This window comes from Actinomycetota bacterium, assembly GCA_040905475.1.
In the GTDB taxonomy this organism is placed as follows: domain Bacteria; phylum Actinomycetota; class AC-67; order AC-67; family AC-67; genus DATFGK01.
The window spans coordinates 12,225-32,187 of record JBBDRM010000028.1 but is presented as its reverse complement, the minus strand read 5'-3'; the positions used below and the strand labels follow the sequence as shown (position 1 = coordinate 32,187).

Annotated in this window: 18 protein-coding genes; 7 read left to right on the top strand and 11 right to left on the bottom strand. The window is 67.2% G+C overall.

Annotated features, from left to right (window positions below; all coding sequences use genetic code 11):
- Positions 1–14 precede the first annotated feature (14 nt).
- The 3 genes from WEB06_02765 to WEB06_02755 are packed head-to-tail and all read right to left on the bottom strand — an operon-like array spanning position 15 to position 7,076.
- Complete coding sequence (locus tag WEB06_02765; protein MEX2554536.1) at positions 15–2,828, bottom strand: UPF0182 family protein; 2,814 nt, start codon at positions 2,826–2,828, stop codon at positions 15–17.
- A 52-nt stretch (positions 2,829–2,880) separates the two neighbouring features.
- On the bottom strand, positions 2,881–4,107 hold the full coding sequence (locus tag WEB06_02760; GenBank protein MEX2554535.1) for a hypothetical protein: 1,227 nt from the start codon (positions 4,105–4,107) through the stop codon (positions 2,881–2,883).
- On the bottom strand, positions 4,104–7,076 hold the full coding sequence (locus tag WEB06_02755) for an ATP-binding protein (GenBank protein MEX2554534.1): 2,973 nt from the start codon (positions 7,074–7,076) through the stop codon (positions 4,104–4,106). The genes WEB06_02760 and WEB06_02755 overlap by 4 nt, the downstream gene beginning before the upstream one ends.
- 227 nt (positions 7,077–7,303) lie before the next feature.
- On the opposite strand from WEB06_02755, the gene WEB06_02750 reads away from it, so the two are divergent.
- Entirely contained in the window at positions 7,304–7,717 is a 414-nt protein-coding gene (locus WEB06_02750; protein MEX2554533.1) for a hypothetical protein, read from the top strand.
- A gap of 3 nt (positions 7,718–7,720) precedes the next feature.
- Here the strand turns inward: WEB06_02750 and WEB06_02745 are convergent, their stop codons facing one another.
- Positions 7,721–8,782: a PDZ domain-containing protein gene (locus WEB06_02745; GenBank protein ID MEX2554532.1), complete on the bottom strand. Its 1,062-nt coding sequence runs from the start codon at positions 8,780–8,782 to the stop codon at positions 7,721–7,723.
- Positions 8,783–8,905: 123 nt separating this feature from the next.
- On the opposite strand from WEB06_02745, the gene WEB06_02740 reads away from it, so the two are divergent.
- Both WEB06_02740 and WEB06_02735 read left to right on the top strand, forming a co-directional pair.
- Positions 8,906–9,565 (top strand): class I SAM-dependent methyltransferase, encoded by a 660-nt coding sequence (locus WEB06_02740; GenBank protein MEX2554531.1) that lies wholly within the window; start codon positions 8,906–8,908, stop codon positions 9,563–9,565.
- Positions 9,566–9,619: 54 nt separating this feature from the next.
- Positions 9,620–9,970 (top strand): hypothetical protein, encoded by a 351-nt coding sequence (locus WEB06_02735; protein MEX2554530.1) that lies wholly within the window; start codon positions 9,620–9,622, stop codon positions 9,968–9,970.
- A gap of 11 nt (positions 9,971–9,981) precedes the next feature.
- Here the strand turns inward: WEB06_02735 and WEB06_02730 are convergent, their stop codons facing one another.
- Both WEB06_02730 and WEB06_02725 read right to left on the bottom strand, forming a co-directional pair.
- Positions 9,982–11,280 carry a S8 family serine peptidase gene (locus tag WEB06_02730; protein MEX2554529.1) on the bottom strand — a complete coding sequence of 433 codons (1,299 nt, stop codon included), beginning with the start codon at positions 11,278–11,280 and terminating at the stop codon, positions 9,982–9,984.
- Positions 11,281–11,341: 61 nt separating this feature from the next.
- The gene (locus tag WEB06_02725) at positions 11,342–12,361 is read right to left on the bottom strand and encodes a rod shape-determining protein (GenBank protein ID MEX2554528.1); all 1,020 of its coding nucleotides are present in this window, start codon (positions 12,359–12,361) and stop codon (positions 11,342–11,344) included.
- A 73-nt stretch (positions 12,362–12,434) separates the two neighbouring features.
- Here WEB06_02725 and WEB06_02720 point away from each other — a divergent pair, with 73 nt between their 5' ends.
- Complete coding sequence (locus WEB06_02720) at positions 12,435–13,505, top strand: AsnC family transcriptional regulator (GenBank protein MEX2554527.1); 1,071 nt, start codon at positions 12,435–12,437, stop codon at positions 13,503–13,505.
- Here the strand turns inward: WEB06_02720 and WEB06_02715 are convergent.
- Positions 13,502–14,572 carry an SDR family oxidoreductase gene (locus WEB06_02715; protein ID MEX2554526.1) on the bottom strand — a complete coding sequence of 357 codons (1,071 nt, stop codon included), beginning with the start codon at positions 14,570–14,572 and terminating at the stop codon, positions 13,502–13,504. The two genes, WEB06_02720 and WEB06_02715, sit on opposite strands and share 4 nt — an antisense overlap.
- A gap of 54 nt (positions 14,573–14,626) precedes the next feature.
- Here WEB06_02715 and WEB06_02710 point away from each other — a divergent pair, with 54 nt between their 5' ends.
- Positions 14,627–15,793, top strand: coding sequence for a zinc-dependent metalloprotease (locus WEB06_02710; protein ID MEX2554525.1), 1,167 nt, complete (start codon positions 14,627–14,629; stop codon positions 15,791–15,793).
- Here the strand turns inward: WEB06_02710 and WEB06_02705 are convergent.
- On the bottom strand, positions 15,786–16,289 hold the full coding sequence (locus WEB06_02705) for a hypothetical protein (GenBank protein ID MEX2554524.1): 504 nt from the start codon (positions 16,287–16,289) through the stop codon (positions 15,786–15,788). The two genes, WEB06_02710 and WEB06_02705, sit on opposite strands and share 8 nt — an antisense overlap.
- Before the next feature lie 30 nt (positions 16,290–16,319).
- Here WEB06_02705 and WEB06_02700 point away from each other — a divergent pair, with 30 nt between their 5' ends.
- Positions 16,320–17,093, top strand: coding sequence for a maleylpyruvate isomerase family mycothiol-dependent enzyme (locus WEB06_02700; protein ID MEX2554523.1), 774 nt, complete (start codon positions 16,320–16,322; stop codon positions 17,091–17,093).
- On the opposite strand, the gene WEB06_02695 is transcribed toward WEB06_02700, so the two are convergent.
- Both WEB06_02695 and WEB06_02690 read right to left on the bottom strand, forming a co-directional pair.
- Positions 17,090–17,587 carry a M48 family metallopeptidase gene (locus WEB06_02695; GenBank protein MEX2554522.1) on the bottom strand — a complete coding sequence of 166 codons (498 nt, stop codon included), beginning with the start codon at positions 17,585–17,587 and terminating at the stop codon, positions 17,090–17,092. The genes WEB06_02700 and WEB06_02695 overlap by 4 nt on opposite strands.
- Before the next feature lie 206 nt (positions 17,588–17,793).
- Positions 17,794–18,300, bottom strand: a complete 507-nt coding sequence (locus tag WEB06_02690) for a VOC family protein (protein ID MEX2554521.1) — start codon at positions 18,298–18,300, stop codon at positions 17,794–17,796.
- Positions 18,301–18,675: 375 nt separating this feature from the next.
- On the opposite strand from WEB06_02690, the gene WEB06_02685 reads away from it, so the two are divergent.
- Positions 18,676–19,125 (top strand): PaaI family thioesterase, encoded by a 450-nt coding sequence (locus WEB06_02685; GenBank protein MEX2554520.1) that lies wholly within the window; start codon positions 18,676–18,678, stop codon positions 19,123–19,125.
- Here WEB06_02685 and WEB06_02680 read toward each other — a convergent pair.
- A complete protein-coding gene (locus tag WEB06_02680) occupies positions 19,122–19,913 on the bottom strand; it encodes an enoyl-CoA hydratase/isomerase family protein (protein MEX2554519.1) in 792 nt (263 codons plus the stop codon). The genes WEB06_02685 and WEB06_02680 overlap by 4 nt on opposite strands.
- Positions 19,914–19,963 lie beyond the last annotated feature (50 nt).

The window sequence follows — 19,963 nt, the reverse complement described above, 5'->3', positions numbered from 1 at the left end:
CCCCTCGCGCGGGCTCAGTCGCTCGCCCCGGACTGGCCCGCCCGTTCGAGCGCGGCTCTCGCGGCTTCGATCTCGAGCTCGTAGGTTGCGAGGTCGCCGGCCTGGAGCGCTTGCTCGGCCGCCTCGAAGTGCTGCAGCGCTTCTGCGATCAACGCTGCGAGATTCCCGCTCGGCGCACCGTCTGGGCCCGGCGTAACCCCCCCGCCCTCGATGGGAGCCGGCGGCGCTTCGCCGAACACGGCCTTGATCGCTTGGTCGAGCGTCGCTCCCATCCGCACGACTTGGCCCGCCACCACGACGACCCGCCTCAGCTCCGGCAGCGCGCCGCTCGACGCCTCGAGGTACAGCGGGTGCACGTAGAGCAGCGAGTCCTCGATCGGGATCACGAGCATGTTGCCGGGGATCACGTTCGACCCGGCGCGGTCCCACAAGGTGATCTGCTGCGACACGAGCGGGTCCTGCTGGATCCGGGCGAACACCTGCTCCGGCCCGAAGACCAGCTTCTGCCGAGGCATCTCGAACGCGATCAGCTCACCGTACCCCTGCGGGTCGGAGCGTGCCGCGAGCCAGGCCGTCATGTTCTGCCGCGGCCGTTGCGGATCGGAGGAGAACGGCGCGAACGGCTGCATGATGATGAACTGCGGATCGCGTTCCCCGGGAAGACGCATCATCACGTAATAGGGCGGCAACATGTCGGCCTCCGGCGTGGTCGGGTCGCCGGGGATGCGCCAGGCGTCCTCCTTCGAGTAGAAGCCGGCCGGGTCCTGGATGTGATAGGTCGTGTATTGGTTGGCCTGCACGGTGAACAGGTCCTCGGGATAGCGGAAATGCGCCCGCAAAGCGGGCGACACGGCCGACGCTGGCCGGAAGATGTCGGGGAAGATGCGTCGCCAGGCGCGGATCACCGGGTCCGACTCGTCGACGATGTAGAGCGTGATCGTGCCGTCCATCGAATCGACCGTCGCCTTGACCGAGTTGCGGATGTAGTTCACCCGGCCGGTGATGTGAACCCCCCCGCCGGTGACGTCTCCCAGGTCGACGCGCTCGGAATACGGATACATGTCCGTGGTCGTGTACCCGTCCTGGATCCACACGAGCCTTCCGTCCACGATCGCGATGTACGGGTCGCCATCGAGCTTCAGGAACGGCGCGACCTGGCGGAGGCGCTCTCCGACGGTCCGGCGGAAGATGATCCGGGAGTCGCCCTTGATGGCTCCCGAGATGAGCAGGTTGAAGTCGCGGAACCGCCACGCGAGAGCCGCACGCCGGAAGAGCCCCTTCATCTCAACGCCGCCCTTGCCCGTGTAGCTCGTCGTTTGGATGGTGTCGCCCTGCGGGTAGTCGAGCTCCTGCTGCTCGCTGCGAACGACCACGAACTTCGTGTCTTCGCTCTCGCCGAAGTAGATCCGCGGCTCGCTGATCTCCGGCAGCCCGGCAACCGGCGTGCCGGGGATGTCCTTGATGATGAAGTCGGGCTGGCCTTCGCCGGTCACCTTGTCGACGCGGCTGGCCACCACCCCGTACCCGTGTGTGTACACCAGGTGCGAGTTGAGCCACGTGCGCGCCTCGGGACGCAGGCCGCTCTGGGCGATCTCGCGTCCCGACAGCATGACCTGCCGCGTCTGGCCGTCGAACCCGTAGCGGTCGACGTCGACGTCGACGAACTGGTAGTAGGAACGTATCCGCTGGAGCTGTGTATACGAACGCTCGAGCACCCTTGGGTCCCACAGCCGGATGTTCTCGACCGTCGGGGCGTTTCGCTGGATCGCCGCCGAGTCGAGCGCCGCCTCGGCGGGGAACTCCCGGACGGACACGTTGTCGTCGCCGATGCCGAACGCTTGCTTGGTGTTCTGGATGTTGTAGCCGATGTACTTCGATTCACGGACGAGCTCGTTGGGCGTGACCCGGAACCGCTGCACGAACGCGGGATACAGCCCGCCCACCAGGATCGAGGTCAGCCCCAGGATCCCCACGGCGGCGGCGGGCAGTAGCCACCCGCGCAACCGGATGTTGACCAAGAAAAGGATGCCGGCGACGATCGCGATGATCACGAGCAGTTTCAGTGCCGGCAGCTGCGCGTTGACGTCGGTGTACGACGCGCCGGTCACCTGTCCGCGGGCCGAGTACACCAGCTCGAGCTGATCCAGCCGGTACCCCCACGCCTTGAGGAGCACGAGCAACCCCAGCAGCACCGACATGTGCGCCTTGACCTGGGGCGTGACCCGCTCCCCCGCCGGCGCGCTCCGGATCCCACCCATGAAGTAGTGCGCCACCCCGACGACGAGCGTGATCATCACCAGCGACGAAAAGCCCCAGGTGAACAGGAAACGCAGGAACGGCAGCCGGAACACGAAGAAGCCGAGGTCCTTCGCGAACAGCGGATCGTTGATCCCGAACGGCTCCGAGTTCGAGAACAGCAGCCACTTCCGCCATTGAGAGGTCGCGCCGCTCCCGGCGAACAGGCCGAACAGCAATGAGAGGCCGATCACGCCCCACTTGAAATAGGGGCGCAGCGTCGCGCGGTAGCGCTCGAGAACCTGGTCCTGCATCGTGAACAGCCGGTACGGGCTGGTCACCTTCTGCACGACCCACAGATTAACCAGCATGAAGGCGGCGAAGATCGACCCGAACGCCAGCCCGAGATAGGTCTTGGTCAAGATCTGCTTGGTGAAGACGCTCTGAAAGCCGGTCTCCCGGAACCACAGGAGATCGGTGTAGAAGGTGGCGGCGCCGCCGAGGAGGATCAGCAGGCCCACGATCACCGAGCCGGCGATGATCAGCGAGCGCCGGCCGATGCGTGGACGCGGAACGTTCGCTGGGACCTTCACGTCCGGGGCAGGTTATCAGTCCGGGCGCGGCCGGGCCCGGGTGGGGGCGGCGTCAGCAATTCGGGTCGAGCAGCACGGCCACGACCGAGCACTCCTCAACAGAGGACGCCCCCGGGTCGTTGCTCGCGCCTTGCTCGCAGGTCCCGAGCAGCACCTCGAGGAGGCTGCACTCTTCCGGGGGCGGCGGTTCCTCGGGAGGCGGCTCCGTCGGCGATGCAGTTGGGGTCGGCGACGGCTCCGGTCCCGGCGTGGAGCCTCCCCCGCCGCCACCGCCGCTTCCACCACCGCCGCTTCCACTACCGCCCGATCCGGGCGGCGGCGTGGGAGCGGTACCTTGACGTATGGCGTCGACGACTCCTTGCAGGGCAAGGCGAAGATCGAGGCCCTTCTCCTTCGCGATGAGCCCCCAGCTCGCGCCCTGGTCGCGTAGCCCGAGCAACTCCTCGAAGAAGCCGGGAAGGGTCGACGGTCCGCCCGCTCGGGTCGAGAGCTGCTGAGCGAACACGACCCCGACGAGCACTTCCGCCGGTTCGGTGGTCGGGAGCTCGGGACGAAGGAAGCTCAGGCTCGGCAACTCGACGAAGGCCGTGAAGAAGCGCGGGGCCAGTGGCCTGGCGCCGAACTCCGAATTGAATCCCGCGCCGAACTGCGTCAGCTCCCGATCGAAGTCGAGGACGTCGCCGAGCAGCATCCGGTCCCAGCGATCCTGCGCGGAGAGCGTCAAGGGCCGCGGAGCCCGCTCGAGCGGAACGCCGCCGGCGATCACGATCTCCCTGAGCCCCGGCACGTCGACGCCGCGGCCGAGAAGCTCGACCCGCGCGGAGCCACGATACACCCCGACGCGCAACGCTCCGAGGAGCCGCTCGACCCGCGTCGCCGCATCGGGAGCGATGCGGACGACGGTGCCACGGGATTCGATCGTGAAAGCCTGCTTCTCGCCGGCGCGACCCAGCGCGCGTCCGAACTCGAGCGTCGCACGTCGCGCCTCCATGAGGGTCGCCTGCGTGTCGTTCTGAAGCTCGACGAGCTGGCCCTCGGCGCCCTCGAGCTTGACGAATCCGTCGGGCCCGGTTTCCAGAACGGTGCCCGCCGGAACGTCGTCGCCTTTGCGAAGCGCGCGGTCCTCGCCGCTCGGGAACCTGGCCAAGATCGAGCCGGACAGCTCGGCCGCGAGGAAGCCGCCGTCCGCCGCGCCGCCGCCTCGCCCGAGGCATCCCGTCGCCGCGACGACGAGAACGACGGCGATCGCGAACGCGTGCGCGGTTCGCCGGACGCTCATCGGGGTCGCTTTCGCCGAGGGGGGATCTTCGCGGCCGCAACCTTCTTGCGGATGACCGTCGACTTCGGTTTCGGTGCGGCCTTCCGCGTGCGACCTTTCGGCTCGATACGGCGCGCCGGCTTCTTCTTCCTCGCTGCCGGCAGGCGCGTCTCGGCGGGCCTGGGCAACGATCGCCCCAGAGCCGGCGCCCTCGGCAAGGTGATCGCGAAGACGCTGCCCCGGCCGGGCTCGCTGGTCGCGGAGATCTCGCCGCGATGCGCCAGAGCGATGCGGCGCGCGTACGAAAGGCCCAGCCCAAGACCACCGAACGCCCGGGTCTCCGAGCCGTCCCCTTGGCGGAAGTCCTGGAACAGCGATCCCATCTTCGAAGCCTCGATACCGATCCCTCGATCGCGGATGAGGATCCGAACTCCTGCGGGGCGTCGCTTGCCGGCGACGGTCGCGGGCACGGCTTCGATCTCGATGTCGCCTCCGTCGGGCGAGAACTTCACCGCGTTGTCGAGGAGCTCGTCGAGACATTTCCGGAGCAGCCGTTCGTCACCCAACACCGGTGGGATATCGCCGGGAACCTTCCGGAGGAAACGGCGCGACGGAGCACGGGCCTTCCATGTATCGACCACCGTTCCCAGGAACGGCTTGAGATCGATGGGCTCAAGGTGCGGCTTCAGCCTTCCCGCTTCCATCGCCGCGAAGTCCACGAGGATCTCAACGATCCGCTCGAGGCGCTTGGTCGATTCCATGATCCCGTCGAGGAACGTCTCCGCCTTCTTCCGTGGGAACTGCTTCCGCCGCAGGATCTCCGTGTACCCCTTGATCGGCGTCAACGGCGTGCGCAACTCGTGCGAAACGTTGGCGAGGAACTCGCTCTTCATGCGCTCGGCTTCGTGCTCCCGGGAGGTATCGCGAAGCACGACGACGCGGCCGACCGTCTCGCCCGACGCGTCGAGCAGCGGGGCCCCGGTGACCGCGACGGGGACGCGACGCCCGTCTCCCGATTCGACCATCGCTGTTATCCCGATGCCGTTGCCCCCGAGCGCCGCCTCGGCGAGCGGACCGCCGTGCGCGTCGACTCCCCTGAGGACGTCGCCGAACTTCCGGCCGACCACGTCTTCCGCCGTTCGCGCGAGCATCGCCTCGGCCGCGCGATTGAACGCGACGACGGTCCCGCCCGTGTCGGTGGCAACGAGTGCATCACCCATGCTCTGCATGATCGCCTCCATGCGGGCGCGCAAGTTCGCTTCTTCGTCGGCAGCGCCGCGGAGGTCGTCGGTCATGGTCTTGAGCGACTGCGCCATCTCGTTGAACGCGGCGCCGAGCGTCCCGACCTCGTCGGCCACGTCGACGGTCGCACGCACATCGAGATCGCCGCCGCGTACCTGCCGGGCGGCGCGCGTCAGCGCTCTGATCGGCCGTGTCACACGTCCGGAGAGCACCCACGCGAGCACCGCGGCGATCGCCGACGCCGCCAGCGTGATGAGGAAGAGCGTTCTGTTGATCGCGCGCTGCGCAGCGGCGAGCACGACGGCGGGCCGCGAAGCCGCGAGCACGCCCACCACTTGGGCGCCATCCTCCGAGAGGATCGGCACATAGACCATGAACGATCGCTCGCCTCCCGGCGATGCGGTGGTTCTCAGCGTGCCCCCTTCTTCTTCAACGACGCGCCGCACCTTCTCGCGCAGGGCGCCGCGGGTCAGGGCTGCGGCGATGTCCCGATCCTCGCGCTGAGTCCGAGGATCAGCGTAGGTCGTGGAAACGACCTCGCCGCCCTTCAGAACGGTGATGTCGGCTTCAGACCCGCTGAGGCTCAAGAGGAGCTCTCGGTCGAGATCGAATCCCAGCGCGACGACGCCCACCGTTTTGCCGCGCTGACGAACGGCAGCGGCTCCGACGACCGCGATCTTGCGGAGCTCGATCGACATGATGTCACCGGCTTCGACCGGGGAAGGCGCGAGGGCTTGACGGATGACCAAGCTGCCTCGCAGGGCGATCAGCTCGACGGGGGTCAGCGGTGGGAATGTGGGCTCGGGAGCTTGCGAGGATCCCAGAGTCTCGCGAGCCGATGCCGTTACTTTCCCTTTGTCGTCGAGGAATACGAGGAAGTCGGCGTCTGGGGGCAGCAAGAGTGCGCTGCCCGGCCCGGTGAAGAAGGCCCTGGCGGCCTCCGGTGACTTGAGGAAGCTCGCGAAGTTGACGCCCTCGCTACTGAGCAGATCGGCCAAGGTGTTCGTCTGCTGGATCGCGAACTGAACCCGCTGCTGGAGGGCTCGCTTCTGACTTCCGGAGATCACTTGCAGACGCTGCAATTCCTCGTGCTCGAGGTTGTTGCCGATGACCTGTGTGAGCGCGCCGGCCACAACGGTTGCGAGGAGCACGAGCGCAGCGACGAACACCGCGACGAACCGGAGCCGCACCGAGCGCGCGAACGACGTCCACAGCCAGCGCGCGAGCAGCACCGCACCGGCCGCGCGAGCCGCATGGGAGATGACGAATGCGGCTCCCCCGCCCGCAGGATCGGCCGCGACCAGCGCGGCCTCTCCCGCGGCAAAAAGGGCGAACGCGCCGGCGAGCGAGAGCGAGGCGGTATCGCGCGCCTTGCGCCCATCGACGAGCAGACGAGCCGAAGCGACGATCGCGAAGAACGCCGGAAGTGCGGCCCAGCGCGCGTCGTCGCCGGCGAAGAAGATGGCCGGCAAGCCGCCGGCGGGAACGGGCTTCAGCGAGAGCGCCAGCAAACCGAATCCGACGGCGCGGAGGACGACGATCGAGATATCTCCGTCACCCTCCACGACCAGCGCGCCGTGCGCGATCTGCGCGGCAACGAGCGCGGCGAACCCGGCTGCGCGGACCCACGCCACGAAGCCGGCGCCGTTCCGGATGCCGCGCAGCGCGTCGGCGGCCGCGCCGGCGCACACCGCAAGGATCAGGAACTCGGCGGCGAAATGGAAGGGTGCAGCGAGCTGGCCATCCATATGACCAGGATTATCCTAAGTTCGGCGACATCAACCCATGACCTCGGGGTGCCATTTCCCTAGTCACTTTGGGCTATGACTTTCGTCCGAGTGCGTCCGAACTGCCGGTTTTCTGCGTGCCCCACGTGGTCCAGGTAAACCCTAGCAGCCGCTCGGACGCTCTTAGAGACGTGCTTGATGCGAGTAGTGGCTGCTGCTCGCTTCGCTGAACCGAGGAGGGATAAGACGTGCGACCTTTCCGTGTTTCGGTCCTCTGCCTGGCCACGATCTTCGTCGTTTCCGGCGCTGCGCTGAGCTTCGCCCAAGTGGGAGAGAACCACGGCGCGGACGTTTCGGCGGTGGCCAAGCCGACCTCCACCCCCCCGGGATCCGATCACGGCAGAGATGTGAGCGAAGCGGCCAAGCAGAAGGATCAAGGAGACCAAGCCGACGACGGGTCGGGCGAGCGGAAGCAGAATCACGGCTTCTTCGTCTCTCAGGCTGCCCACTGCGAAGACGTCGACGACCCGAACACGTCTGAGAGCCCGGACTTCACCGCGCCGGACGACTGCACGGGATCGGCGCACGGGAAGTACGTGTCCTCGGTAGCGAAGTCGTCGGCGGGAAAGAAGTCGAAGGATCCCGGCGGGGAGGGCTCTTAGCCCTCAGGCCGCTTTCGGAGCGACGCGACCGAGGGCGCGTAAAGCGGCGATAGCTTCCTCGATCGTCTCCACACCGATCACCTTAACGTTGGTGGAGACCCCGCTCGCGAGCGCGACCTCTTCCTTCGGAACCAGGAAGATGTCGGCGCCCTCACGTTCGGCCGCTCGGACCTTGAACTCGACCCCGCCGACGAGCCCGACCGCGCCAGAGATGTCGATCGTCCCGGTCACGGCGATCAGGTGCCCGCGCGTAAGGTCCTCCTGCGTGAGTGCGTCGGCTATCGTCAGCGCGAACGCCAGCCCGGCAGACGGGCCGCCGATGTTCTGCGAGTCGAGGTTCACGTTGAGCGGGAGGCGGAATGCCGCGCCGAGCGCGGCGCCGATGACCGGCCGATCCTTCTCGCCTTGGATGGGCGACGCGATCGTTCGAAGCTCGACCATGACCTCTTCGTTCCCCCGAAGCACCTTCAGTGTGTGCATGGCGCCGACGGGCTTCGAGATGATCTGTTCGACGAATGCGTTGGGGTCGCGGACGGCGATCCCGTTCGCGGCGACCACGACGTCGCCCGGCCGGAGCTTTCCGGCTGCGGGGAACCCCTGCGCGACCGCGATCACCTGCGCGCCGCGCACCGGCGGCGTCTTGATACCGACGGCGCGCAACGCCGCGATGACGGCCGCGTACTTGCTCTCCTCCATGTCGAGCACGTTGAACTGGTCCTGCTGCTCGTCGCTGAGCCCCGGCCGGATGATCACGTCGCGGTGCACGACCGACACCGCGGGATCGAGCCAGCCGACCAGGGCCTCGAAGATCGTGACCGGCCTCGAAGAGACCGACACCGTGGTGAGGAAGAAGGCGCCGGCCGACGGGTAGGTGCGCTCGCCGTCCACGCTCACGAGCTGCGAGACGTCCTTGGCCGGGCCAGGGCCGAGGCTGTAGTACGGCACCTGGACGTAGGCGCCCACCAGCCCGATGCCGACCCCGAGGGCGAGGATGACCACGGCGAGACGCCACCAGCGTTTCGATCCAACGGGCGGCTCTTCGGGGAGGGGCGGCGGATGATCCATGAGGGGTAACGGGGCGGAATCCTACCCGAGCACCCTGAGACCAGCCTGAACCCGTTTCCGCTCCCCGGAACCCCCGTCGGATTAATATCGACCCGAGCGCCCGTCTCACCAGTAGGGAACGTCTTGGACAATCAACAGTTCTGGAATGAGCGCTACGTCACCCTTCCCGAACTGGGAAGCGGCCCCGGCTCGCGCGGTTACGCCGCCTGGTTCAAGCAGAGATTGATCGAGGACGCTCTCGCCAGCAAGCGGTTCCGCTCACTTCTGGACATCGGCTGCGGTGATCTCTGCTGGCTGCGGAAGGGCGCGCTCGGCGACGTGGCGTACACAGGGTTGGACATCTCCGACGTCGTCGTGAAGAAGAACAAGGAGCAGTTTCCCGAGTACCAGTTCCTGGTTCACGACATCGCCGACTCCCCTCCGAACCAGCCGGCGGACCTCGTCGTTTGCTTCGATGTGCTGCTCCATCAGATAGAGCCGGCGGACTTCACTGCGGCCCTGAAGAACACCCTCGCTGCGATCGGCAAGGTTGGGATGATCAGTTACATCACGCCCGATCGGTCGTACGCACCGCTGCTCGATGACGTCCCGGAAGACGCGCTCCGCGACGAAGAGGAGTTCCAGCGTTTCACCCGGAGCGCGAAGAAGAAGTTCCCGACGGCCGAGACGGCGTTCCACGGAGAGCTGCCCGAGCGGATCAAAGAGGCTCTCCCGAACGCTCAGGTTCGCACGTTCGGTGCCTATCGCTTCCAGACGGTGTACGAGGTCATCCCGTCCTCGTGACGTCGACACCCCCGAGCGCAGGCAACTTGGTTCCGACCGCCTAGGTACGGTGCGATGATCGAGTCCGACGCCATAAAGCTCGCGATCAGTGGCGGCGTCATGATCCTCACCGCGATCTTCGTGCTGAGGTCCGGACGCACTCACCCCACCGCCAAACCTTCACCAGCGGAGCATCTCCCGCAGCGGTCCGACCCCCCCAAGGGTTCGACAGAACCGGTGGTCGTGCCGAGCGGCCGCCCGCGCATCCTCACCGGCGAGCCCGCCGCTCCCGAGCAACGGAAGCCTGTTCCGCGCCGCGCGCTTCGACTGATCGCCGGTATCACGACCCTCGCAATCGTCGGCGCCGTCGGTTTGATCGTGGTTGTACGGGCCCTGATCGAGATGTTCCAGCAGATCGGCGGCTGAGCCGCGCGGCGTTACAAGCGGCGAAGCGAGACGCGAACCAGCGGGTGGGAGACCCCGACCAGGAACGCGAGGGCCGTTGCGATCAAAACCAGCGTTCGCCGCGGCGCAAGGGGCATCTCGGGCGCGTCGATCGCAGCGAGCAAGAGGCCCGTCGGTGACGACGACGGTGCAGGCGGTGCGATCTTGGTGTCCTTCACGGACGGCACCGAGGTCGGGGAGGCCGCGGCCGTCACCTTCTTCTTCGGGGGGCTCTTCTTCGCCGGCGGCTTGGGCGCGGGCGCCGGAGCCGGGCCGGACGACATTCCAACGGCGGAGTACGCGTCCACGCGACCGTAGCCGGTCTGCGAGTCCCACCCGTTGGACCCGAGATCCTTCGCCGTCGCGATGATCCGCTGCGCTGCCCCGGCGGCCGTATAGCCGCGTGCCTTCAGTAACGCCGCGATACCGGCAACGTGCGCGACCGCCATGGACGTGCCACACCCGGCGCCGTATTGCGAGCCGCTATTCCACCAGGTACTGACGACCGGATCGTTCGGCTGACAAGCGGCCGGCGCGGCATCGGTCGAGCTTCCTCCGCCGGGCGCGAGAACGTCGAGCCCTTGACCGTAGTTCGAGTACGCCGCCCGCTTGTCCCCCGAGGTGCTCGCACCGACCACGAGGACACCGGAGACCTGGGCGTCATACGAGGTCTGACCTTTCCCGCCTGTCGATGAGAACTCGTTGCCGGCCGCGATGGCTACGAATCGTCCCGCGCCGGCGGCATCGCGGATCGCGTCGTCCAGCTCGGAGTTGGAGAAGAAGTTGAGCGGCAGTTTGACGCCGCCCGAGGAAGTCTCGGCGAGGGAAAGGTTGATGACGTCCGCGCCGTGGCTAACGGCCCAACGGATACCGTCGGCGACGACCTCTGGATCTCCCACCCCGTCCGACTTCAGGACCTTGACGGGCATGATCTTCGCCGACGGGGCGACGGACGCGACCCCTTCGCCGTTGCCGGTCCTTGCCGCGACGATCCCGGCCATGAACGTCCCATGACCGTTGTCGTCCTGCGGAGAGCCGCCGTTGACGAGATCCACGCCGCCGACGAGCCGTCCCTGAAGGTCGGGGTGCGCCAGGTCGACGCCGGTGTCCACGACGGCCACGATCACGCCGGAGCCTTTGGACGTCGCCCAGGCCTTATCGGCCCGGATCTTGGCGAGGTTCCACTGCTGACCCGAAAGCCACCCTGGGTCATTCGGAGCGGCCCACGCGGAAGGGGCGGTCCCCGCGAGCAGGACGAGGCCGCCCAGCATGAAAGCGATCAACCGCCGCATCTTCACCAGACTAACGAGCCCGGGGACAAGACGGTACCGGTCTTTCCCCTAGGGTCCGTCTCTACCGGAACGCCCCTTCTGGCTCCTGAACCAGACCACGGCCGCGCATCCGCTCGATCTCCTCGAGCGCCTGCGCAGCGCCCAGGCACACCGTGTCGAGCGGAGCCGGAGCCAGGTGGACGGGGATGCCGGTTTCGGCCGAGAGCCGGCGGTCGAGCCCGCGCAGGAGCGCTCCCCCGCCGGTCAAGTAGATCCCCTGATCGAGCACGTCGTGAGCAAGCTCCGGCGGAGTCTCGGCGAGCGTCGTCCGAACCGCCTCGACGATGACCCGAGTGGGGTTGCCCAGCGCCCGGCGGATCTCCTCGCTGGAAACGATCACCGTCTTCGGCGCGCCGGAATCGATCTCGCGCCCGCGGACCTCGGCCTTTCCTTCCTCGTCCAAGGGCGATGCCGATCCGATGGCCATCTTGAGGTGCTCGGCGGTTCGCTCGCCCACGGCCATGCCGTACTCGGTCCGCATGAAGCGAGTGATCTCGTCGTCCAGGTCGAAGCCGCCGACCTTGCAGGTCACCCGGGACACCAGGCCGCCCATCGAGATGACGGCGACCTCGGTCGTGCCGCCCCCGACGTCGACGATGAACGTCCCCGTAGGCTCGTCGATCGGCAGACCAGCCCCGATCGCGGCGGCGATCGGCTCCTCGATCAGCCAGACCTGCCGGGCGCCGGCCTGAAGCGTCGCCTCTTCCAAAGCGCGCCGCTCCACCATCGTCACGTTCGAGGGGACGCAGACGAGCACACGCGGCTTGATCAAGCGGCTCGCGCCGACCTTGCGGAGCACGAGATGCAGCAGTCGCTCCGTCAATGCGAAGTCGCTGACCGCACCGCGCTGAAGGGGCTGGAACGTGACAACGGGGTCCGAACCCTTCCCGGCTGCATGCCAGGCCTCCTCTCCCATCGCGAGCACTTCACCCGTGCGCTCGTTGAGCGCGATCAGGGTCGGTTCACGCAGCACGATCCCGCGCCCGCGGATGAACACGAGCGTATTGGCGGAGCCGAGATCGATGGCCAGGTCGCGCGACAATGGGGAACCTTCGTGCGTTCGTGCGGACGCGGCAGTATAGGCGTGTAGCGGGCTCTGCTACGATTCGTCGGCGATGCCAGGTGTCCGTACGTACCCACTAGACGACACCGACCAGGAGCTCCTCAACCTCATCCAGGTGGACTTCCCGGTCGAGTCGCGACCGTTTCGCGCGCTCGCCGACAAGCTCGGCATCGAAGAGTCCGCAGTGATCGAGCGCCTCGTTGCGCTGAAGAGCGCGCGGATCATCCGGCAGATCTCGGCGATCTTCGACACGAGGGCGCTCGGATACAAGTCCTCGCTCGTCGCGACACGAGCCCCCGACGACAAGGTCGACGAGGTCGCGCACGTGATCAACGACCACCCCGGCGTCTCCCACAACTACCGCCGCGACCACGAGTTCAACATCTGGTGGACGATCGCCGTCCCGCCGACGTCCTCGCTCGAGGATCACGTCCAGGCGGTACACGAGATCTCCGGCGGCGAGGCGACCCGTCTGATGCATACGATCCGGATGTTCAAGATCGGCGTCGATCTGGACATGACGGGGAAGCGCGCCGCCGACGCTCGCACGACGATCCCGGCCTATCGTCACTCGCCGAAGGCGGGCGAGCCGCTGGACGACGGTGAGATCGCTCTACTGCGCGAGTTGCAGGAGGACATCGCGCTCGAGCCCGAGCCGTTCGCCGGCATGGCGTCCCGGATCGGCATCACGGAGCAGGACGTGCTCGATTCCGCCCACCGGTTCGTTGTCGAGGGCCGGATGCGTCGTTTCGCCGCGGTCCTCCATCACCGGCAGGCCGGCTTCGTCGCCAACGCGATGAGCGTCTGGAAGGTTCCCGAGGAGCGGATCGAGGAAGTCGGCACCGCGATGGCCGGGTTCGCGGCCGTCTCGCACTGCTACCAGCGCCCCACCTACGCCGACTGGCCGTACAACGTCTTCGGGATGCTTCACGGCCGGACCAAGGAGGATTGCGAGGAGTCCGCCGACGCGATCGCGCGCGACACCGGCGTCGCGGAGCACGCGATGCTTTACTCGACCAAGGAGTACAAGAAGGTGCGCGTGCGCTACTACGAGCCGGCGTTCTTCGAGTGGGAACGGAAGCACCTCGCCGGCGGGTCCAGCGGGAACGGCTCTCCGAGCTAGCCGGATCCCCTCTTTCGAGCCTTTCGCACCAAAGCCATCGCTCCCACCACGCCCAGTGTCGCCGCCGCGCCCTTCGCCAGGTCGTCCTTTCGCATCCTCGCCCGCCCGACGGCGATCCACGGCCGATGGGACTCAATCGCTTCGAGCAGCGCATCGCGATTCGTGTGGCGCGGGCTCCACCCGGCACGCTTCAGCTTCGCGTTATCGACGACCCAGGGATGCATGACGAAATGGAGCTCGCCGGGCGGCGCCTGGCTGATCCCGAGCTTCCAGAGACGCTCGGCGAGAGAGAACGCGACCGCTTCGGGCAGCTCGACGCGCTTCTTCCCGGTTATGTCGAGCAGTTCGTCGCCGGTCAGCCATCCGTCGGCCGAGACGTTGTAGGCGCCGGGCAGGTCCACCTGCACGGCATGCGCGATGGCGGTTGCCACGTCCTCCTCGTGAACGAGCTGCAGCGGCGGCTCGTACCCTTTGACCGTCGTGACGCGCGGTGCCTCGAGCATGCGTGAGATGAAGTTCTTCACGTTCGGCCCGAAGACGATCGCCGGCCGGAGTACGGTGACCACGACCTCGGGAGCGTCCTCCCGGAACGCTTCGATCATCCGTTCGGCCTCGAGCTTGTGCCACGCGAAGAAGAATTCGGGGTTGGCGCGAAGCGGCGACGACTCGGTCAGCGGGAAGTCGTTGTCGGGGTGCGCACCGTACACGGTGGCACTCGACACGTGGACGATCTTTCGGATCGCCGTGGCCCCCGCAGCCTCCAGCACGTTGCGGGTGCCGTCGACGTTCACCTCCCGCGTGCGCTCCTCGTCCCGGATCGGGTCTGCCTGGAACGCAAGATGAACCAGAGCATCAACACCGGGAAGGACCTTCACGAGCCGCGCGTCGCGTACGTCGACCTGGTGGAAATCGAGCTTCGGCGATCCTGCGTGCGGCTCGGCGATGTCGATGCCGACGACGCGCTCGATCTCGGGATCTGCGTCGAGAAGGGCGAGCAAACGGCGGCCGAGGTAACCCGCCACCCCAGTAACGGCGACGACATGCGCGTTTCCTGATCCCCCCGCCATCGTGGGCAATAGTAGCGCGGTGCGGAAGCCGCACCGGCGCTACGATGCACACTCATGCCGGAAGAACCGTTCGAGCTCCCCCCAGACCTGCTGGGCCGCATCCCGCTGTTCGCCGAGCTCGCCAAGGTACTTTCGTGGAGCGGCGGGCCCGTCAACTGGGATCTCGCACGGCAGATCGCGGTCGCCCTCGCGGCCGGAGAGGAAACCGTGCACGAGGTTCCGAAGGCGGACTCCGAGGAGATAACCGAAGCGTTCCGGCTCGCCGAGCTGTGGCTCGCCGAAGGGCCCGGCCTCGCGACTCCCGCCAAAGTTGCCGTCGTCCGCGCGACGACTCCGGCGCGCTGGGCCGAGCGCGCGACCGCCTTGAGCGAGATCGTCGACCCGCTTGCCGCAAAGGTCGTCGCGTCGGTTCGCGACCAATCCGGCGGCAGCGACGCCGGAGGCGAGGCCGCGATGCTCGGACCCGTCATGGCGCAGATGGCGCCGGTGTTCATGGGGATCCAGGCCGGGGTCGTGCTCGGAACGCTGGCGGGAAGCGTGCTGGGCACATACGACGTGCCGATGCCTGTGGCCGAGGAGGGCGCCGTCGACATCGTCGTCCCTACGATCGATGCCTTCGCCGGTTCCTACGGGCTCGACCGGCGCGAAACCCGCTTGTGGGGTGCACTGCACCAGGCGGCGCATCGCAGCCTTTTCGAGGCAACCCCGGACGTCTCCACGCACTTCTTCGCTTTGTTCCACAACTACGTCGCCGCCCTGCAGGTGGACCTGACGGGCGCGCTGGACCGATTGCAGTCGCTCGATCTTCAAAGCCCCGAGCATCTCCGCGCGGCGATGGAACAAGAAGGATTCTTCGGCCTGATCGACACCCCGGCCGCGGCCGAGGCCCTCGCCCGGCTTCAGCGCTTCCTCGCGGTCCTCGAGGCGTACGCGGATCGCGCCGTCGATACGGCCGCATCGCGTCTCGCATCCGGATCGAAGATCTCGGAGGCGATGGCGCGCCGGCGTGCGGACTCCGGGCCGGGCGATCGCATGTTCCAACGGTTCATCGGCGTCGATCTTCCGGCAGCGACCCTGCGGGCGGCCGACGCGTTCTGCCGCGCGGTGCTGGAAGCAGAAGGCTGGCCCGCGCTCTCGCGCGTCTGGGAAGACTCGCAGGCCATTCCCAGCGTAGAGGAGCTCTCCGACCCGACCGTCTGGCTCGCGCGGGTGGCTAGGTAACGTTCAGGCCGAACCTCCAGCGCGCCTCGGACGCCTTCCATCGGACGTAGAGGTCGACCAGATACTTCCCTTCGCCCAAGCCGTAGTCGAACACCATGGTCGTGCTCGGGTTGAGCGTCACCGTTCCCGGTTTCTCGTTCGACCGCACCCGGACCTCGGCCACCGCCGCCTGAGGGATCTCACCGAGCGTGAAGAGAACGAAGGCACCGGACGGCACTTTGAGGTAGGTCGGTGTCGCCGGATCGGACACGATGCACGTCGACTTGCAGTAGCGGGTCAGCTGGCCGACGACCGAGCTTGCGCCGGCGAACATGCGCGCCGGCGCCGGTGGCTTGAGCTTGCCGGCCCCAACGGTCGCTCCCGGCGACGAAGCGGCCGCGCCCTTGGGCGAGCCGACGTCGAAGGTCCCGGCGGCGCTTTTCTCCCCGCCGCCGTCGCACGCCGCGAGGCAAAGGAGAAGCACGACGACCGGCGCGATACGCTGCGCGATCCTCACCCGAGCACGATAACGCGTACACTCGGCGCCGTGTCGGAACGGTTCGTGCCGCTGACCAGCGATCAACGAGCAGACCTGCTCGGCCTGTTGTCGAGCCTTCCGGCCGAGGATTGGACGCGTCCCACCGGCTGCCGCGGCTGGCCGGTGCACGACGTCGTCGCGCATCTGGTCGAAGGAGAGTTGCTCTTCGGGCGCCTCTACCGCGGCGAGCTCGAGTCGCTTACGCGCGAGGATGCCGACCCCCAAGCAGGCGTTTTGCGCTGGGCGCGGGCCGACGGCGAGACCCTGAGGTTCTCCCTATGGCATCACGGTTCCGCAACACAGCGGGTGATCGATTCACGTTCCGAGGACTCGTGGGGGCGCGACGTCAGCGTGTTCGACCGGCCGCGGCTGTTGCGGCACGTTCTGCAGCTGCACTTCTTCGACCTGGCGATTCACTCCTACGATGTGAGCGCCGCACTCGGTGCGCCGTCACTATGGGGCGATCGCGCTCCGGTCATCGTCGAGTACTGCGTTCGGAGAGCCCCGGACGTACTAACGTCGGCCGAGCTCAAGGCCGACGCCGTGATCCGGGTCGAGGCTGGCGGGGCCGGGTCCTGGCTACTCGAGCATCGCGACGGCGCATGGGCCGTCGCAGAGCCGGACGGGCCGGCCGCCGCGACTTGGGAGACGGACCCCGAGACGCTCGTGCTAGCGACCACGGGACGCTTGCCGGCCGCCGAGGCACTCGACCGCTCGACCGTTGGAGGCGACGCGGCTCTGCTCGGCGACGTCGTCGCCGCCTGGCAGGTCAAGTCCGCCTAGTCGCCTTCGATGCCGCGCGCGATCAGGTAGCCGCGCGCCCGCTCGGAAAGCGGATACCGCTTCACGAGCTTCCAGAACCAGGGTGAATGGTCGGGCACCCGGAGGTGCGCCAGCTCGTGGACGATCACGTAGTCCCGGACCCAGTCGGGGAACTCCGCGAGCCTGTGGGACAGGCGGATCGTGCCGTCGGCCGGTGTACAAGACCCGTACCGGTCGTGTTGGTTGGCGACGTACCGGATGCTGCGGAGCTTCGGCCGGCCGCCGAAGTAACGGTCGTGCAGCTCCTCGGCCCGGCGGTGAAGATCGCGCTTCTCGTTGAGCCGCCGGACCTGCTCGGATTCCTCGATCCGCTCGACCATCTCGCGGACCCAGCGCCGCGCCTCCGACCTGGTGAGGGTCGCCGGGAGGCGCACGACGACCTTGTTCCCGTCCTTGACGGCCTCGACGGTCTTACGACGACGTGGACTACGGACGACCTGAACCTTGACCCTCAAGGGGATGCACCTCGCCACTGCCTATGGGGTGAAGACGCCCCTGCCGGACACCTTCTTGCCCTATGATAACTCGCCGCGCAACCCCCCCTTCTCGGAGTTAACGGACTCGTAACCCCTGGGAGGAACTTCTCGCCTGAATGATTCGAAAAGAGTGGCCGGAAGGCCTAGGGAATGCTCTGGGGTGGGGACCCAGTGGGGCGCCGGGTCTAGCCCAGGAGGTCGGCCAGGCCCAGGTGCCGGTGGTCGGAATCCCCGTGATCGGTGAGGTGGTGTTCCGCCGTGTCCTCGTCCGAGAAGGCGGTCTGCGCCAGCTGGACCAAGACCCCGTGCGCGTCGCGCGGGTGGATGAAGGCTTCCTTCCAGTTGTGATGCTCGGTGGAAACGTTGAAAAGCTCAACGCCCCTTGAACGCAGATGCTCTATGGCGCCGAGGATGTCCGGCACCTTGAGCGTGAGGTGATGAACGCCCTCGCCGCGCTTGTCGAGGAAGCGTTGTACGAAACCATCCGAGCCGATCGGCGTCACCAGCTCGATCTTCCCGCCGTGCGGCAAGCGGAACTGCGCCCACGTGAAGCCTTGGCGCTTGTTCTCTCCGGCGAACAGGAACGACGCGCCGAGCGCGTCGACGAAGAACGGTTTCGCCGACGCGATGCTACGGACCGCGACCGCGACGTGATCGACCTGTGCGTCGAGCATGGCGGCGCAGCGTGTCACACGGCCAGCACGTCACGCAAACATGTTATCGCGCGGAAGTATCACGACTCGTTCTACGGACCATCGTCACGATGTTGCGCGCGCGTAGAAAAAACTTTGAGCGATGTTCGTTGCACGTTCACGCGTGCCACCTGCGCTTCGACTTAGCGACCTGGCTTTTTGCCGATGTTGACGCTGCCCATCGCCACGGATAACTTGCGCGCTGCGGAAGGCTCCGATCGGCTGAGTAGAGAACGCCGGTGAAAGGGGAAGGCACCGGCGGCCCCAAAGGTCGATCGGAGCTTCCGTTTTTCTCGCGCTCGTCATCGATGAGCGTTTCGCTTGCTTTCAGCGAACGTTCGCTTGCTGGTGTGATGCTCCGCTACCATCGCGCCTATGCTTGATCCGGCCCTCGAGCCCGCTGTGCGCAAGCGTTTCGGCTCGAGCAAGTTCGCACAGTGGATGGGCCTCACACTCGTTACGCTCGGCGAAGGTACGAGCGAGGTTCGCCTCGACCTCGAGCCGCATCACTTCAATCCGGGTGGCATCGTGCACGGCGGCGTGATCGCGACCCTGCTCGATGGGTGCATCGGATTGGCGCTGCGAACAGAGCTCGGCATGGACAAGGACCACGTGACGACGAACCTCAGCGTGCAGTACATCTCGGCCATGCGGGCGGGAGTGTTGACCGGCCGGGGCCGCGCCGTTCGTGTCGGGGACCGCGTCTCCCACGGCGAGGCGGAGCTGACGAGCGACCAAGGACGACTGATCGCCAAGGGCTCTGCCACGTTCCTGGTCATCCCCGCCCGCCGTCGCAACGAGCAACCCCTCGGCGGGGACGGCTAACGGCCCTCGAAGCGAGGCGGGCGCTTCCCCCTCACGGCATCCAGACCCTCGAGCAGGTCGGCTGTCCCCATCGTGATCGGCTGAGCCAGGCCCTCGTACTCCAGCATCGTCTCGAGGTCGGCTCGCTCGGCGAGGTAGATCGCGCGCTTGACCATCCCCATCGGGATCGGAGCGTTGTTCGCGATCTCACGTGCCATGCTCCGGGCCTCGTCGAGCAGCGCCCCGCCCGCCACCGCGCGGTTGACCAGGCCGAGCCGCTCCGCCTCGCGGCCGTCCACGGTCCGCGCCGTGAAGAACAGCTCTGCGGCGCGCGCCGTGCCGACCAGACGGGTCAAGAGATAGGTAGCCGCCATGCCCGGATGCATCCCGAGGCGTAGGAAAGCGGTCGACAGCTTGGCGTCCTCGGCGGCGAGGCGGATGTCGCAAGCCATCGCGACGCACAATCCCGCTCCCACGGCCGCTCCGTTCACCGCGGCGATCGTCGGCACGTCGAGCGTCCGCACGACGAGGAACTTCGGATAGAAGGCGCGCATCTTCGCGCGGATCGCTGGGATGTCTGCGCCGGGTCCTGGGCTGATCCACGAAAGATCGCCGCCGGCACAGAAGGCCTTCCCTCCGCCGGTGATGATCACGGCTCGCACCGCCGGGTCGCCCCGCAGGGACCCGATCGTCGCGCTGAACGCCTCCGACAGCTCCGGCGTCATCGCGTTCCGTATGTCCGGCCGGTTCAGGGTGATCGTGACGACGCCAGTGTCGTCGCGCTCGACGAGTACCGGATCCTCGCTCATGTCCGACCTCCGCACCGTTGTTCCCAGTCGGTAACTTACAGGCCTGTAAC